This is a genomic window from Staphylococcus caprae, assembly GCF_002902725.1.
GTDB classification, from domain to species: domain Bacteria; phylum Bacillota; class Bacilli; order Staphylococcales; family Staphylococcaceae; genus Staphylococcus; species Staphylococcus caprae.
Genome location: NZ_PPRT01000022.1, coordinates 54662 through 70577, shown reverse-complemented (window position 1 = coordinate 70577; position 15916 = coordinate 54662). Strand labels below are relative to the sequence as shown.

17 protein-coding genes, 2 tRNA genes and 1 riboswitch are annotated in these 15916 nt (G+C 31.3%); of the genes, 11 read left to right on the top strand and 8 right to left on the bottom strand.

What is annotated here, in order from left to right; all coding sequences use genetic code 11:
- The first annotated feature begins 2 nt into the window (after positions 1–2).
- The 5 genes from CD155_RS04620 (at position 3) to CD155_RS04600 (ending at position 7827) form a co-directional block, all read left to right on the top strand.
- Positions 3–1565 (top strand): peptide chain release factor 3, encoded by a 1563-nt coding sequence (locus tag CD155_RS04620; protein ID WP_070831979.1) that lies wholly within the window; start codon positions 3–5, stop codon positions 1563–1565.
- A gap of 137 nt (positions 1566–1702) precedes the next feature.
- A riboswitch (yybP-ykoY riboswitch) is annotated at positions 1703–1829 on the top strand.
- 70 nt (positions 1830–1899) lie between these two features.
- The gene (locus CD155_RS04615) at positions 1900–2700 is read left to right on the top strand and encodes a TerC family protein (RefSeq protein ID WP_002441889.1); all 801 of its coding nucleotides are present in this window, start codon (positions 1900–1902) and stop codon (positions 2698–2700) included.
- A gap of 211 nt (positions 2701–2911) precedes the next feature.
- On the top strand, positions 2912–4783 hold the full coding sequence (locus tag CD155_RS13280) for a trypsin-like peptidase domain-containing protein (RefSeq protein ID WP_103212662.1): 1872 nt from the start codon (positions 2912–2914) through the stop codon (positions 4781–4783).
- A gap of 17 nt (positions 4784–4800) precedes the next feature.
- Positions 4801–6162: a TrkH family potassium uptake protein gene (locus CD155_RS04605; protein WP_002441893.1), complete on the top strand. Its 1362-nt coding sequence runs from the start codon at positions 4801–4803 to the stop codon at positions 6160–6162.
- Positions 6163–6318: 156 nt separating this feature from the next.
- A complete protein-coding gene (locus CD155_RS04600; protein ID WP_070872979.1) occupies positions 6319–7827 on the top strand; it encodes a bifunctional metallophosphatase/5'-nucleotidase in 1509 nt (502 codons plus the stop codon).
- 94 nt (positions 7828–7921) lie between these two features.
- Here CD155_RS04600 and CD155_RS04595 read toward each other — a convergent pair whose 3' ends face one another.
- Together CD155_RS04595 and CD155_RS04590 are read right to left on the bottom strand one after the other, a co-directional pair.
- Positions 7922–8524, bottom strand: coding sequence for a CPBP family glutamic-type intramembrane protease (locus CD155_RS04595; protein ID WP_002441897.1), 603 nt, complete (start codon positions 8522–8524; stop codon positions 7922–7924).
- A 5-nt stretch (positions 8525–8529) separates the two neighbouring features.
- A complete protein-coding gene (locus CD155_RS04590) occupies positions 8530–8715 on the bottom strand; it encodes a YkvS family protein (protein ID WP_002433441.1) in 186 nt (61 codons plus the stop codon).
- A 204-nt stretch (positions 8716–8919) separates the two neighbouring features.
- Between CD155_RS04590 and lplA the strand changes: the two genes are divergently transcribed.
- Complete coding sequence (gene lplA, locus CD155_RS04585; protein WP_002441899.1) at positions 8920–9906, top strand: lipoate--protein ligase; 987 nt, start codon at positions 8920–8922, stop codon at positions 9904–9906.
- Positions 9907–9983: 77 nt separating this feature from the next.
- On the opposite strand, the gene CD155_RS04580 is transcribed toward lplA, so the two are convergent.
- Positions 9984–10202, bottom strand: a complete 219-nt coding sequence (locus CD155_RS04580) for an IDEAL domain-containing protein (protein WP_070831970.1) — start codon at positions 10200–10202, stop codon at positions 9984–9986.
- 220 nt (positions 10203–10422) lie between these two features.
- Here CD155_RS04580 and CD155_RS04575 point away from each other — a divergent pair, with 220 nt between their 5' ends.
- The 3 genes from CD155_RS04575 (at position 10423) to CD155_RS04565 (ending at position 11354) form a co-directional block, all read left to right on the top strand.
- Positions 10423–10998 carry a competence protein ComK gene (locus tag CD155_RS04575; RefSeq protein ID WP_002441902.1) on the top strand — a complete coding sequence of 192 codons (576 nt, stop codon included), beginning with the start codon at positions 10423–10425 and terminating at the stop codon, positions 10996–10998.
- 189 nt (positions 10999–11187) lie between these two features.
- Positions 11188–11262 (top strand) — tRNA-Asn (locus CD155_RS04570).
- Between the two features lie 3 nt (positions 11263–11265).
- Positions 11266–11354 (top strand) — tRNA-Ser (locus CD155_RS04565).
- Between the two features lie 52 nt (positions 11355–11406).
- On the opposite strand, the gene CD155_RS04560 is transcribed toward CD155_RS04565, so the two are convergent.
- From CD155_RS04560 to CD155_RS04540, 5 genes are all read right to left on the bottom strand, one after another.
- Complete coding sequence (locus tag CD155_RS04560) at positions 11407–12456, bottom strand: tyrosine-type recombinase/integrase (protein ID WP_103212661.1); 1050 nt, start codon at positions 12454–12456, stop codon at positions 11407–11409.
- Between the two features lie 182 nt (positions 12457–12638).
- Entirely contained in the window at positions 12639–12782 is a 144-nt protein-coding gene (locus CD155_RS04555; RefSeq protein ID WP_256605077.1) for a hypothetical protein, read from the bottom strand.
- A gap of 105 nt (positions 12783–12887) precedes the next feature.
- Positions 12888–13706, bottom strand: a complete 819-nt coding sequence (locus CD155_RS04550; RefSeq protein ID WP_103212660.1) for a type II toxin-antitoxin system PemK/MazF family toxin — start codon at positions 13704–13706, stop codon at positions 12888–12890.
- A gap of 95 nt (positions 13707–13801) precedes the next feature.
- Positions 13802–14377: a hypothetical protein gene (locus tag CD155_RS04545; RefSeq protein ID WP_103212659.1), complete on the bottom strand. Its 576-nt coding sequence runs from the start codon at positions 14375–14377 to the stop codon at positions 13802–13804.
- Positions 14378–14428: 51 nt separating this feature from the next.
- Complete coding sequence (locus CD155_RS04540; protein ID WP_103212658.1) at positions 14429–15040, bottom strand: LexA family protein; 612 nt, start codon at positions 15038–15040, stop codon at positions 14429–14431.
- 171 nt (positions 15041–15211) lie between these two features.
- On the opposite strand from CD155_RS04540, the gene CD155_RS04535 reads away from it, so the two are divergent.
- Positions 15212–15439: a BetR domain protein gene (locus CD155_RS04535; protein WP_099816465.1), complete on the top strand. Its 228-nt coding sequence runs from the start codon at positions 15212–15214 to the stop codon at positions 15437–15439.
- A 24-nt stretch (positions 15440–15463) separates the two neighbouring features.
- Positions 15464–15910: a hypothetical protein gene (locus CD155_RS04530; protein WP_103212657.1), complete on the top strand. Its 447-nt coding sequence runs from the start codon at positions 15464–15466 to the stop codon at positions 15908–15910.
- Positions 15911–15916: the final 6 nt, after the last annotated feature.

Here is a 15916-nt window from a genome sequence, read left to right as displayed (position 1 = left end):
AAATGAATTTAAAGGAAGAAGTAGAGTCTAGAAAAACATTTGCCATCATCTCACATCCCGATGCTGGTAAAACGACCTTAACTGAAAAATTGTTATACTTCAGTGGTGCGATAAGAGAAGCAGGTACTGTTAAAGGTAAAAAGTCAGGAAAATTCGCAACAAGTGACTGGATGAAAGTAGAACAAGAACGTGGTATCTCAGTTACAAGTTCTGTGATGCAATTCGATTATGATGACTATAAAATTAATATCTTAGATACACCAGGACACGAAGACTTCTCTGAGGATACGTACCGTACATTAATGGCAGTGGATAGTGCTGTAATGGTCATTGACTGTGCGAAAGGGATTGAGCCTCAAACACTCAAATTATTTAAAGTTTGTAAAATGCGTGGCATTCCAATTTTCACTTTTATAAATAAGCTCGACCGAGTAGGTAAAGAGCCGTTTGAGTTATTAGATGAGATCGAAGAAACTTTAAATATTGAAACGTATCCTATGAATTGGCCTATAGGTATGGGACAAAACTTTTTCGGTATTATTGATAGAGAATCTAAAACAATTGAACCATTCAGAGATGAAGAGAATTTATTACATCTAAATGAAGATTATGAACTCGAAGAAAATCATGAGATAAAAAATGATAGTGCTTTTGAACAAGCAATTGAAGAAATGATGCTTGTAGAAGAAGCGGGTGAAGACTTTGATAATGATGCGTTATTAAACGGAGAACTTACACCAGTTTTCTTTGGTTCTGCTTTAGCTAATTTTGGTGTGCAAAACTTCTTGAATGCATATGTTGATCATGCGCCAATGCCAAATGCACGTCAAACAAATGAAGAGGTTGAAGTAAGTCCATTTGATACAGATTTTTCAGGTTTTATTTTCAAAATTCAAGCAAATATGGATCCAAAACATCGTGACAGAATTGCCTTCATGCGTGTTGTCAGTGGTGCGTTTGAAAGAGGTATGGACGTCACATTACAAAGAACGAGTAAAAAACAAAAGATTACACGTTCTACATCATTCATGGCGGATGATAAAGAAACAGTTAACCATGCAGTAGCGGGAGATATTATTGGTTTATACGATACAGGTAATTATCAAATCGGTGATACACTAGTTGGTGGTAAACAGAAATATAGTTTCCAAGATTTACCACAGTTTACACCTGAAATATTTATGAAAGTTTCTGCTAAAAATGTGATGAAACAAAAGCATTTCCATAAAGGAATTGAACAGCTCGTGCAAGAAGGTGCAATTCAATATTATAAAACACTACATACCAATCAAATCATTCTTGGTGCTGTGGGACAATTACAATTTGAAGTTTTTGAACACCGTATGAAGAATGAATACAATGTCGATGTAGTAATGGAACCGGTTGGCCGTAAAATTGCACGTTGGATTGAAAATGAAGAAGATATTAAAGACAACATGAATACGTCACGTTCAATTCTTGTGAAAGACAGATACGATAATTACGTGTTCCTATTTGAAAACGAATTTGCGACAAGATGGTTTGAAGAAAAGTTCCCTGATATTAAATTATACAGTTTATTATAATCTTTAAGTTTAACTTTCAGTTTGAAGGGTATTTAATGGGTATCTTTAAGAAAAGTATAAAACGAATTTAATATAATTTAGATTGAGTTAGTTATACAAACTATGTATACTATTATTAACAAATGAATACCTATGACACGTTTGTCAGAGGGGAGTAACTTGAGGATAGTAAATGCTAATTAAAGTGATTAGTAGAATACTATTTAACACTTTATCGTCATTACGAAGGTAAGTCTTCCGGTAAAGTGGGCAATACTATTGCTTAGTGAGACCTTTGCTAGGATATAGCATAGGTCTCTTTATTTGTATTTCGAAATAAAAGGAGTTGTCCACTATGGATCCAAGTTTGATTTTACCTTATTTATGGGTGCTTGTAGTACTTGTGTTCTTAGAAGGATTATTAGCAGCTGATAACGCAATTGTTATGGCTGTGATGGTCAAACATTTACCACCAGAGCAACGTAAAAAAGCATTGTTTTATGGTTTATTAGGTGCATTTATATTTAGATTTATTGCTTTATTCTTAATTAGCATTATTGCGAATTTCTGGTGGATCCAAGCGATTGGTGCAATATATTTAATTTATATGTCTATTAAAAACTTATGGGATTTCTTCCATAAATCTGACGAAGAGCATCATAAAGAAACGGGTGATGACCACCACTATGATGAATCTGGTAATGAAAAGAAGGTTGGACCTAAAGCATTTTGGGGCACAGTCTTCAAGGTAGAATTTGCTGATATAGCATTCGCAATCGATTCTATGTTAGCAGCCCTAGCTATTGCGGTGACGTTACCTAAGATGGGCATCCATTTCGGTGGAATGGATTTAGGCCAATTTATCGTTATGTTCTTAGGTGGTATGATAGGTGTCATTCTCATGAGATTCGCTGCTAATTGGTTTGTTGAACTTCTAAACAAATACCCTGGTTTAGAAGGTGCAGCATTCGCGATTGTTGGATGGGTTGGTATTAAGCTAGTAGTAATGGTACTGGCACATCCTGATATTGGTGTCTTACCTGAAGAATTTCCACACGGGGCACTATGGCAGTCAATCTTCTGGGCGGTACTTATTTTATTAGTACTTATAGGATGGTTTACTTCTGTAATTAAAAATAAAAAGAATCAAAAGTAATGATATTAGTTTTGAAATGCTCCACTCACTTAAAATTTGAGTGGAGTTTCTTTTTAACTTTGTTGTGTTGAACATTGCAGTTTTATAGTTTAAATATTAGAATTTAAACTATGAACTAAATCATTATGAATTTGGAAAAGCTTAGAAATAACTTATATATATTTTTTTACATATCATACGAATCAAAGTAATTTTAGGAGTGGGTCATCAAGTGGATAATGATAAAAAGCAAGTCATACCCCGTAGCCAGTATCGTCGTAAACGACGAGAATTTTTTCATAATGAAGAAAGAGAAGAACGTATAAGACGAGAACGTGAAGCACGAGAGAAAAAAGTTGAAAAAGCACAGCAACAATCTAAGATGAATGAAGAGCGTGTGAAAGATAATTTACGTAAAGCTAGAATAGAGAAATTAACTCAAGAAGAAATTCAACAGCAACATGAGTTAGCTCAGGAAAGACAAAATGGTGAAAATCAAGAATTACAAGCAAGTCGGTTAGAACAGTCAGAAACTAACAAAACTAAAGATGGTTTAAATTTATCAGAAGACCAACGAAATAATAAAGAACATAGTCAAATTGCGCAAAATAAAGACAATAGAGACAATAAGGTACCTTATTCAATAACAAATCATCACCAAGATGTAGATAGTAAAGATAATAATCTTTCTAAGGATAAAGGAAATCAACCACAGTCATCCAAAGCAGATGTAGTGGATAATAAAGAAATAACTCGTGATAAAAATGAGATTCATAAAGATTCAGCTACACGTAATGAACCAGAAAAGAATCACAAGACAGCAGAGAAAAGTAAACATGAAAATAAAAAACCTTACTCACCTATAAATAATCAACCTAAAAATCAAAATATTAAAAAGGACAATACTCATTCATCACAAGAGACCTCACATAATCAACATCACGAAAACAAAGGTGATCATTTTGATCACATTATAGATGTGATTACCTCATTCTTTAAAAAACATTGGCCTAAATTACTGATTATTATAGGAATCATCTTATTGTTATTAATACTTAATGCTATTTTTACTACAGTAAATAAAAATGATCACACAAATGATAGTGCATTTAATGGGGCGAATAAAAATTATACTACAACAATGAAGAATGCGAATAACACTGTCAAATCAGTAGTCACTGTTCAAAATGATTTATCAAATAATACTACTGTACCGAAAAGTAAATCTGGCTCAGATAATGAAATTGGATCAGGTGTCGTCTACAAAAAAGTGGGCGACTCTATTTATATTTTAACGAATGCACATGTTGTAGGTGACAAAGAAAAACAGAAAGTTACATATAGTAATAATAAATCAGTTGAAGGTAAAGTCATTGGTAAAGACAAATGGTCAGATATAGCTGTGGTTAAAGCTAAAATTTCAGACGACAGTATCAAGACTATTACGATGGGAGATTCAAATAATTTAGTATTAGGTGAATCTATTTTAGTCGTGGGCAATCCATTAGGTGTAGACTTTAAAGGCAGTGTTTCTAAGGGGATTATTTCAGGTTTAGACCGTCATGTACCTGTAGATATAGATAAAAATGGTAGTTATGATGTATTAATGAAAGCATTTCAAATTGATGCTCCTGTAAATCCTGGTAATTCAGGTGGCGCAGTTGTTGATAAAGATGGTAGGCTAATCGGTATAGTTTCTTTAAAAATTGATATGGAAAATGTCGAGGGCATGGCTTTTGCTATTCCAATTAATGATGTACGTAAAATAGCGCAACAATTAGAAGATAAAGGAAAAGTAAAATATCCGAATACTGGCATTAAAATTAAAAATGTAGCAGATATGGATGAGTCAGAACGTAATTCTTCAAATTTACCTTCTAATGTAAACAACGGTGTCTTAATTGGTGACGTTGAAAAAAATGGCTTAGGTGAAAAATCAAGCTTGAAAAAAGATGATGTAATAGTAGAATTAGATGGTAAAACTGTTGAAGATAATCTACGTTATAGACAGATAATATTTAGTCATAAAGACGATTTAAAAACTTTAACAGCTAAAATATACAGAAATGGTTCAGAAAAAAATATCAAAATTAAATTGAAATAAACGTTGAGGTGAAATCTATGTCTATTTTAAGTCAATTACTTAAGAAATCGAGTCCTCAACAAGGGATTGTACTATATTATCTCTTTGCAATTGTGGTTGCATTCTTATTATTAAATCTACCTTATGTGCATAAACCCGGTGTAAATGTTAATCCTATTGATACATTATTCGTTGCAGTTTCAGGAATTAGTGTGACAGGGTTATCTCCAGTAAGTATTGGAGACACTTATTCTACGTTTGGACAAATTATCATATTAGTTATCTTAAATATTGGTGGAATTGGTGTTATGGCCATCGGTACACTGTTATGGGTAGTTTTAGGCAAACACATTGGTATAAGAGAACGTCAACTTATTATGTTAGATAATAATAAGGATACAATGAGTGGTACAGTTAAACTGATTTTGGAAATTGTAAGAACAATATTTGTGATTGAACTTGTAGGAGGATTATTATTAGCTTTTTATTTTTATCGAGATAATCCTGACTTGAAAAATGCTTTTATGCAGGGAATATTTGTTTCAGTTTCAGCAACGACCAATGGTGGTCTAGATATTACTGGTCAATCACTTGTACCCTATGCCAAAGACTACTTTGTTCAAACCATAGTGATGTTCTTAATTGTATTAGGGTCAATTGGATTTCCTGTGCTATTAGAATTAAAAGCGTATTTAAAGAATAGAGTTACTAATTTTAGGTTCTCATTATTTACTAAAATTACAACGTCTACATACTTATTTTTATTTGTATTTGGTGTTATATCAATTTTCTTACTTGAACATAACCATGCTTTTAAGGGATTAAGTTGGCATCAATCTTTATTCTATTCATTATTCCAGTCAGCGACTACTAGAAGTGCTGGTTTACAAACAATAGATGCATCGCATTTCAGTGATGCAACGAATATTATTATGAGTATATTAATGTTTATTGGTTCCTCTCCAAGTTCAGTTGGGGGAGGAATTAGAACGACTACCTTTGCAATTCTTATACTTTTTGTGATTAATTTTAATAATACTGCTGATAAAACAGCTATAAAGGCCTTTAATAGGGAAGTTCACATTATGGATATCCAAAGATCCTTCGCAGTATTTACAATGGCATCAATTTTAACGTTTATAAGTATGATTGTGATATCAGCCACTGAACAAGGTAAGTTATCATTTTTACAAGTGTTCTTTGAAGTCATGTCAGCTTTTGGGACTTGTGGACTGAGTCTAGGTGCGACTGCTGACAACATTAGTAATATAACTAAAATTGTATTAATGGTTCTTATGTTTATAGGACGTGTTGGCTTAATTTCATTCATTATCATGCTTGCTGGACGTAAAGAACCAGATAAATATAGCTATCCTAAAGAACGTATACAAATTGGTTAAAAAATATGAAAACACTTTTGGTAAAATATTTTATTTTGCTGAAAGTGTTTTTATTTTAACTTGAAAATCATTACGTAACTTAATAATTGACTATTAGTTTAATAACACTCGATGCTGCTTCCATGTTAAACTTAATCTATTGAGAGGAGTGGCCTGATGGAAAAGAATGAAAATATAACTGTAGATGTCATCGCAACTTCAGATATGCATAGTCACTTCTTAAATGGTGATTATGGATCTAATATATACAGAGCAGGAACTTACGTAAAAAATGCACGTAAACTAAATAAACATGTCATTTTATTAGATAGCGGAGGAAGTTTAGCCGGTTCACTTGCTGCTTTCTATTATGCAGTTGTCGCTCCTTATAAGCGACATCCAATGATTAAATTAATGAATGCTATGCAATATGATGCTAGTGGTATAAGTCCTAATGAATTTAAATTTGGTCTATCATTTTTAACGCGATCTGTTGCATTGGCTCGATTTCCATGGTTATCTGCGAATATAGAGTATACGGTAACTAGAGAGCCATATTTTTCAACGCCATATACAATTAAAAATTACGATGATTTAAAAATAGCCATTGTCGGATTAACAGCGGACGGACTTATGAAAAATGAATATGCCGAAATGGAAGATGATGTCAGTATTGAAAAGACGTTATTATCTGCTAAGCGATGGATTAGATATATCCATGAAGTAGAGGAACCGGATTTCCTTATTGTTATCTATCATGGCGGACTCAATAAAATTAGCAAACAAAACAAAAGAAATGAACAAAATGCAAACGAAGCTGAAAAAATTATGGAAGAATTAGGTGTGATAGATTTAATTATTACCGCACATCAACATCAAACTGTAGTTGGTAAAGATCATGAGACAGTTTATGTTCAAGCGGGGCAAAATGCCGAAGAATTAGTTCATCTCTCCATACACTTTAAAAAGCGTACGACCTCATATGAAATTGATAATATAGAATCGAAAGTCATAGATTTAAATAATTATGAAGAAGATGAGTTATTACTCAAAGAAACGTATTATGATCGTAAGGCTGTAGAATATTGGGCAGACGAGGTAATATCTAATAATAAATTTAATCTCGAAATTAACGGTATCGAGGAGATAATTTGTAAGCCTCATCCATTTGCTCAATTACTTCATGATGGTATTAGGAATGCATATGATTACAAAATTTCTTGTGTGCATATACCTAAGAATGGTGAAGAAGGGTTAAACGGTGTCATTCGTAATAGAGATTTATATGATGCTTATCCTCATCCAGACAAACCAGTTGATTTAACTGTTAAAGGTAAAAATATCAAAGACATCATTGAATATAGTTACTCTCATATTGAATTTGAACAGGGAACATTGAGTTTAACGATTGTAGATGAAACTTTATTTACATTTTGGCAAGGTTTTAATTATACAGTTGATATGAATAAAGAACCTTATCATAGGGTCGAAATAGAAGACTTAGATAGTGAGCGAATGTATAGAATAACTATGACGGATTATTGTTATAGAAACTATAAAGAATATTTAGAAGATGCAATCATTCATGAAACGTATGGAGAAACTATGGGCGGCTTGATTAGAAATAATTTAAAAAACACAAACTATGATGTAAAAGTTGAAAATAATTTTAAAGTTAACCTTTAAATAACCCCCTCACTATTATCAACGAGACACGAGGTAAATTTACTTCATAAAAAAGCATTTCTTAGCCTAAAGTAATAAGACTAAGAAATGCTTTTTATCCGTGAAAAATCAATAATAATATAATAGCAACAATCTGAGCAATAGAAGTTGTAGCTATACGTCTAGTATATTCGTAACTTGCTGATAAAATTAATTGAGTTATAAATATAAAGAATACTATCCACCAGTTATCGAGATAAATGAATAAGGAACTTGAACAAATTGCGACAATAAGTATGCTTAACCATTTAGGTAATTTGTATCGAATTAATTCCTTCTGTAAGACCGTTCTCATATATAATTCATGACATGGAATCACGAACAATAAAGTGACGAGCATTTGCCATTTAAAATAAACACCCGTTCTAGATAATTCTTTAATTAACGATGCATATGATAAATCTGATGAAATAAGTGAAAAAATAAGTTGTACAATAATAAGTACAATACTTGTAATTATACCAATCCCAATTGAAGTTAATAAACGTTTTGATGCAATGTCTCTTTGATAAAACACATAACTTATTCCTGCTATTAGCATAATGCCAGTATATAAGTACCAGTACTCTTGGTGTTCACCCCACATCACAAATAAAATAGCGTGAAATACGATGAAACTTATAATAAACCAAATTAAAGCTTTAGAAACATTTTTCATTATAATTAACCTTCTTGTTCAACGATTTTATATCGCTTATGATTAATGACAGTCTTCTCAGGTAAATCTAGTTCATTAAAGTTTTCCATGATTGTTAAATCTACAATAACAGAATTGTCATTAATTTTCTCAACACGGCCTCTTAAACCATCATAAAATTCTACAATATTACCTACTTCTGCAACAGTCATAATGAGTCCTCCCTTAAATCATAGCTAGGTAATATTGTACTAAAATTTACATAACAAATAAACTAATATCTTTAAAAAAACTCTATTTGCAGATTTAATTATGAAAAGTAAGACATAAATGAGTATATAATTGGAAATTTTATTATAAATCATTCATAACTAGGGTAAGGGCATATAGAGAGATTTTTTAAGGAGAGGAATGTTATGAAGTTTATTAGTAATAATAATATTACTGATCCCACACTTAACTTAGCAATGGAGGAATATGTTCTTAAAAATCTTCCATCTGAGGAAAGTTATTTCTTATTCTATATTAATAGACCTTCAATTATCGTAGGTAAAAATCAGAATACGATAGAAGAAGTTAATAAAGCGTACATTGATCAACATAAAATTGATGTCGTTCGACGTATTTCTGGTGGCGGTGCGGTTTATCATGACACTGGAAATTTAAATTTTAGTTTTATTACTGATGATGATGGTAATAGTTTCCACAACTTCAAAAAATTTACAATGCCGATTGTTCAAGCTTTACAATCACTTGGTGTCAACGCTGAAATGACAGGACGAAATGATATTCAAGTGGGAGAAGCTAAAATTTCGGGAAATGCTATGGTGAAAGTGAAAAATAGAATGTTCAGCCATGGTACGTTGATGTTAAATTGTGAATTAGACGAAGTTCAAAATGCTTTGAAAGTTAATCCTGCTAAGATTAAATCTAAAGGTGTGAAATCAGTTAGAAAGCGTGTTGCTAATATTGATGAGTTTTTAGAAGAACCTTTAGACATTAATGAATTTAAACAAATTATTCTTAAAACTATTTTTGGGGAAAATGAAGTAGAAGAATATGTTTTAACTGATGAAGATTGGAATAACATTGAAAGGTTGAGCAATGAGAAATATCGTACTTGGGAGTGGAATTACGGTAATAATCCTAAATATAATTTTGAGCGTGAAGAAAAATTTGAAAAAGGGTTCATACAAATCAAATTGGATGTTAAAAAAGGTCGTATAGAACATGCTAAGATATTTGGTGATTTCTTTGGCGAAGGAGATATTACTGAGTTAGAGCGTGCACTTGTAGGTTGCTTACATGACTTTGAACATTTAGAAGAAGCATTAGCAAATTATGACTTTTATCACTATTTTGGTGATATTGATAAATATGAAATTATTAGATTAATGTCTTAATTATATTAAAAAGGTCTATTCTCAAACTTAAATTAAGTAGGGAATAGACCATTTATAATGAGTGACTCGAATCTAAATTATTCACTGAGAAAAGCCTCCAATTTTTTATATTCTTCTGTATACTGAATAAAATTTTCCTTATTTTTGTTAACAAGTGCTTCATCGATAAGCGTTTTAAGCTGTTTCTTTCTCGCTTCCCTTAGCGCTTCATCGATAACGAGTTCAACACCTAAATCGTTTACAGTGGTCACAAAGTCTTCGAGAGTAGTGTGTTTAACATTAGTATTATGATTCATAAAAAATCACTACCTTTCTTTTTTATTTATATATGAGTAGTATACAGTTTTTGTATTTTGAAATCAATGAATATTCTGACATTTAGAAAGAAATATGTGTAAAAAGAAAATAAAAGTAGAACTTGATTTAATTCATGCTTCGTATAAACTAATATTAAGTTATTATTATTAAAAGAAAATAGTAACAATAATTAATATTTTTGTGAAGTGAGGTAATCAAATGACTAATTTTAGTGAATCAATCTATGTTATTAGAAAAGGTGACATGTTAATTCGCCCAAGGTATGATGAATATCAACAAACTTCAGGAGCTGAGATTATTAGATTTGATAAAACTAGAAAGGAGAGTCCTTTTAAAGTACAAAGAATTATTGAAAGGTCTTGCAAATTTTATGGTAATAGCTATTTGAGCAAGAAGTCTGAAACAAATCGAATTACTGGTATTACTAGTAAACCACCTATTTTACTTACTCCTTTATTTCCAACTTACTTTTTCCCAACTCATTCTGATCGACAAGAAGAAAATATATGGATTAACATGCATTATATTGAAAGTATTAAAGAACTTAAAAATCGTAAAAGTAAAATCACATTTGCTAATAATGAATCGTTTATATTAAATGTTTCGTATCATAGTTTATGGCATCAATATACGAATGCAATTATTTATTACTACATGGTCGATAAGCAAGCGCGTATGAAATCAAATGATCCTGAGCAACCTATTGACTATAATCAATCCTCATTAAATATTTTTGAAGCTTTATCTAGATACTCTCTTTTTGAAGAAAAATAGCCGTAAATTCTAGCATTTTAATATTAATAATTGTTTTGAACTTCGTGTGTTTATTTTTAAAATATGCGGAACGTTAATATTAAATTAGTGTAAATGTTCCGTATATTTTTTTAAGATATCTCTTGAAAAACTCAACAAGATTGATATAATAATATTTGTGCTTGATAGAGATACATAAAATAACATTAATCCGCAGTAGCTCAGTGGTAGAGCTATCGGCTGTTAACCGATCGGTCGTAGGTTCGAATCCTACCTGCGGAGCCATATGGAAACGTACTCAAGTTGGCTGAAGAGGCGCCCCTGCTAAGGGTGTAGGTCGCGAGAGCGGCGCGAGGGTTCGAATCCCTCCGTTTCCGTACTAAACCCTTGATATGACAGGGTTTTAAGAGAGTAAGTGTCAAATATGTGTCAAGAGAATAATTCTCTGACACGTTGGCCTTGCTCTTTTTTATGTTCTTCTAATAGATGTGAGTACGTGTCTAGTGTTTGTGATATCGTAGCATGCCCTAAACGTTTACTTATATATTCAATTGGTATTTCTTTAGACAATAAATAAGAAGTATGCGTGTGTCTTAGTGAATAAGGAGTGATATTTTCATCCTCTAAACCTATAACACTTTTAGTATGTCTAAATGATTGAGCAATCGCTGTATGACTAACGTTAAACAACTTACCATTAATACGACGAGGCAATTTTGATAATTTTGTATTAATATGTGTAATATCTTTTGGATTAACTTCAACATTTCGTTTTGAATTTTTCGTTTTTGTTCCGGGAAGATGAACGACTCCAGGTGCTTTATTTAAATCTTTGTACGTCATGTTGATCACATCGCTATATCTTGCACCGGTTATCGATAATATATATAGAAATATATAACTCTCTTCATTTCTTGATTTGAAATAATCCATCATTGCTAAATAATCTTTAATAGTTATATATTTAAATTTTTCATCTTTCGCATTTTCAGTTCCATTAACAGTCACATTATAAGTAGGGTCTTTCCTTAAATAACCATCATAAACTGCATCTCTAATACATCTCATTAAGCATCCGTGTACTTTTCTTACTGTTTCATCTGTACGCCCTTTACCGTAGCTATTTAAAAACTTCTGATAATCTGTTCGAGTAATATTTTTCACTAACATGTGTTCTCCGAAGTGTTCGGTAAATAACTTGATAGCTCTTTCATACCAATAAAATTGTTTGGTAGATAACTGTTTCTTATTTTTAATTTCAATCCAGTCATTATAATAATCAACAAACCTTTTACTTTCTTCTATGTAGTTTCCATCTTCTAAATCTCTAATTAATTGTTGTGCTGCATTAGTGGCTTCTGCTTTAGTTTTAAATCCAGACTTACGTTTCTTCCCCGATTTTAAAGTAGGGTGTTTAACGTCGTACTGCCACGATGAACTTGTTTTATTTTTACGTTTATTAACTGTAAATGTTGCCATTTTGCCTATTCCTCCTCAAAAAAAGTAAAAAATAATAAGGGTAGGTTAACTACCCGATAAATAATTCTTGAAATAGTAATCAATGTAACTTATACTATACTTAAGATAACTCGAGAAGGATTAACGCTGGGTCCCAAAATGGGGTAGGTGCAAAAGCACTGAGCATTCCTATGTGCCTGGGGTTATCTTTTTTTATTTCTTAAACTATCCACAAATTTTATTGGATTCTTTTTTATTTCACTAACAATAAATTCTATAAATTGTTGGGAATAAGTGAAGGATTCTTGCTTTCCTAAAAAAATAAAAAAGACCAGATGAATTAACATCTGGTCAATCGGAATGGTTACCGGGAATGAGCTACTATAATTTAGTAGAAAGCGGGATTTCACCGCGAATTGTTAATATAAATATACCAAATGTTACCCTTAATTTCAACTTTTTATGAATCTGATTATTATTTGTTTCTCAATTTTCTTTAAATCATCAGTGCTAATTCTGATTTTTCCTGTAGGATCTTCACTGTTAATTTTTTGAATTCTTTTTTTACTTATTGTAGTTATTGCAGAAACATTTGCAAAAGATTGTTTGTTTTTATGTCTTTCAAAAACTTTTCGTACAAGACTGATACTTTCAGCTCTACTTTTTAAATTAGATATTCTTTCTTTGAATATTTTAGCTTCTTTTTTTATCAGAACTTCAAGTTCTTCAAACTCTTTAGCTATGTACTCTTCTGATAAATATTTGTACTTAATTAATAGTGCAGTTCTTTCTGCTCTACTTTTTATATAATTTTCATGTTTATCCATCACCAAATTAGCAAAATCTTCCGTTTTATCAGCTTCTTCAATTAATTGGATTGCCTTTTTATTTAATTCGTCTATAGTAATATCAAAAATAGATGAAGTTAATTGCGTATAATGACTGGACTTTTTAGATGATAAAGGTACAACTGTAACAGTACTCTTTTTAGGATTGTCTTTTTTATCCAGAACTATGCAAAAATGATTACCGGAAAATTCATTCCCTATATTACTACCTAAATTTACATAGATAATAGTGCCTCTTTTGTACGTTGAGTATAATTTATGTTTGTTATTGTTTTCTTCTAATAACTGACTTGTATAAAATTCTAACCATTCTGGTAAATACTTTATTTTTCGATTCTGTAGATTAGCACTATCATAAATATCAACTAATTTTGTTGTAGTTTTTAAAAATGATTTATAAACTTCCCTCTTATTTCCTTCCATCCCTCAACCTCCTTTATTCTATATTTTTATATCCATATACTCTCAACGGCTCAAATGTAATAGCGTAGTTGCCGTAGTGAAAAAAGGGCGGATTGTTATTCCTCGTAATTTTTAGGGTCATATTCATAACCATATTTTTCTGCGTCTTGCTTACGTATTTCTTCTTTTTGTGATTGGTTAGCGTTAGCCCACTCTTCTTGACCTTTAACCCATTCATCAGGTTCTTCATTTTGAGATTGTGAAGACTCATTATCTTCTTTAGGGTCTATTAAACCGTAATCGGTACCACCCTTGACGTTTTGTCTATCCCATTCTGCGATTTCTTCTTTTGTAGGCTCTTTACTATTAGATTGTTGTGCCTGTTGATTGTTTTGTTGTTGGTTAATTTGATTTGAATTGTTCTGTGTATTATTTTGTTGAGTTTGTTGCTCATTAGACTGTTCATTTTGTTGTGTGTCTTCACTTGGTTGACCTTTATCTTTGTTACTATCTTTCTTTTTATTGTCTTCTGATTTTTTATCTTTATTTTCTTTTGGATCGTTTGACTTCTTATCTGACTTACTTTCAGACTTCTTATTATCATCTTTATTCGACTTATCCCCATCTTGTCCACATGCAGTTAATACTAATGCTGATGATAATATTGCAGTTCCTAATAATTTAAATTTCATTTTAAAACTCCTTTAATTAATATTCCTATATTCAAACACTCTATTGAATGTTTAAAATAACTTTTGACTCGCTACAACTCTGCCAACGACTTTAACTTCGTCATTATTACCATAAACTTGTGGATAATGACTTTGATTATTTGATTCTGGAATTAATATAATTTGGTCACCATTATATCTTATACGTTTAACAGTCGCGTTATAGCCGTTAACCATAACAACACCTAACTGACCATTTTCTACTACCGAGTCCTTTTCAACTACCACTATATCTCCATCTTGGAAAATCTTATCCATGCTATCGCCAGACACTCTCAAACCAAATTCTTCTTTGTCAGAATTAAGATTTTTAGTAGCGAAGTATATGTAATCAACTAAATTTTCTTCACTATAGATAGGTAAGCCAGCAGATATTTTAGAAACAACTGGAATCTTTTTGACTGGTAGGGTTTCGATAGTTGGTTGTTCGTCTTCTATACCCATAATATATGACGGAGATACTTTTAAAGCTTTTGCAAGTTTTACTATTTTATCTCTTTTCATATTTTCAATATCGCCAGTTTCCCATTTTCTCACTGTTGATTTTCCAACGCCTACTAAATCTCCAACTTGTTCTAGAGTTAAATTCAATTCTTTACGTCTACTTTTAATGTCGGGTTTCATGTTAATTTTCCTCCTAATTGGTATGTACTAAATATAGCACTAAAGTATCTTAAAGGCAACACTTATATAGGAAATAAAAATAAAAATGTATTTTTAGACACTTTTGTGTTGACGCACTTGTAATAAACGTGTATTATTGAAGTATCCTAAAAGACACGGAGGTGTTAAATAATGAACAAAGCAAAGCTGTATTCTGCTTTGGCGATGAAAGAAATGCATGTGAATGATTTTTTAAAAGAGTTAAATAATCATGGTTTAAAACTTTCTAAAAGCGCCTATTATAGTAGGATTAGAGGAGAACAAGAATTCGACATTAAAGAAATAAAAACTATTGTCAAGGTTCTTAATTTAACTAGAGAACAAATGAACGATATTTTTTTTGAAGAATTAGTGTCATAAAAGACACTTATAGGAGGGGCTTAAATGGAACAAATCATATTAACAAAACAAGAACTTGCTGAAATTGTTCAACAAGAAATAAGTAAAAGGTTGGACGGTGTTAGACCAATCAAACCGATGTCGATATTTTCAGATGTAAGACTTCAAGAAGATGACATTAGAAACGTAAATGAAAAAATTAAATTTACTAAATTAATCAAAACACCTTATAGAGGAAGTCATTATAAGCCGTTGTCGTTAAAGAAATTTCCGTGTGGTGGAAATGATTATTTTAACGGTAAAGTTTGTGACGATCACATCCACGACCATATTAGAAAACTTACTTTAGCGGTGTTTGGTGTTACAAAAAACTCTGATTTGAGCGAAGAAGAATTTAAAGATGCCGTTCTTTATTATCAATATTTTAAAGACATGTATTTAGATTTATACAAAAGAAGAATTTCAAAACTAACTATCGACGATTTCGAATAAGGAGGA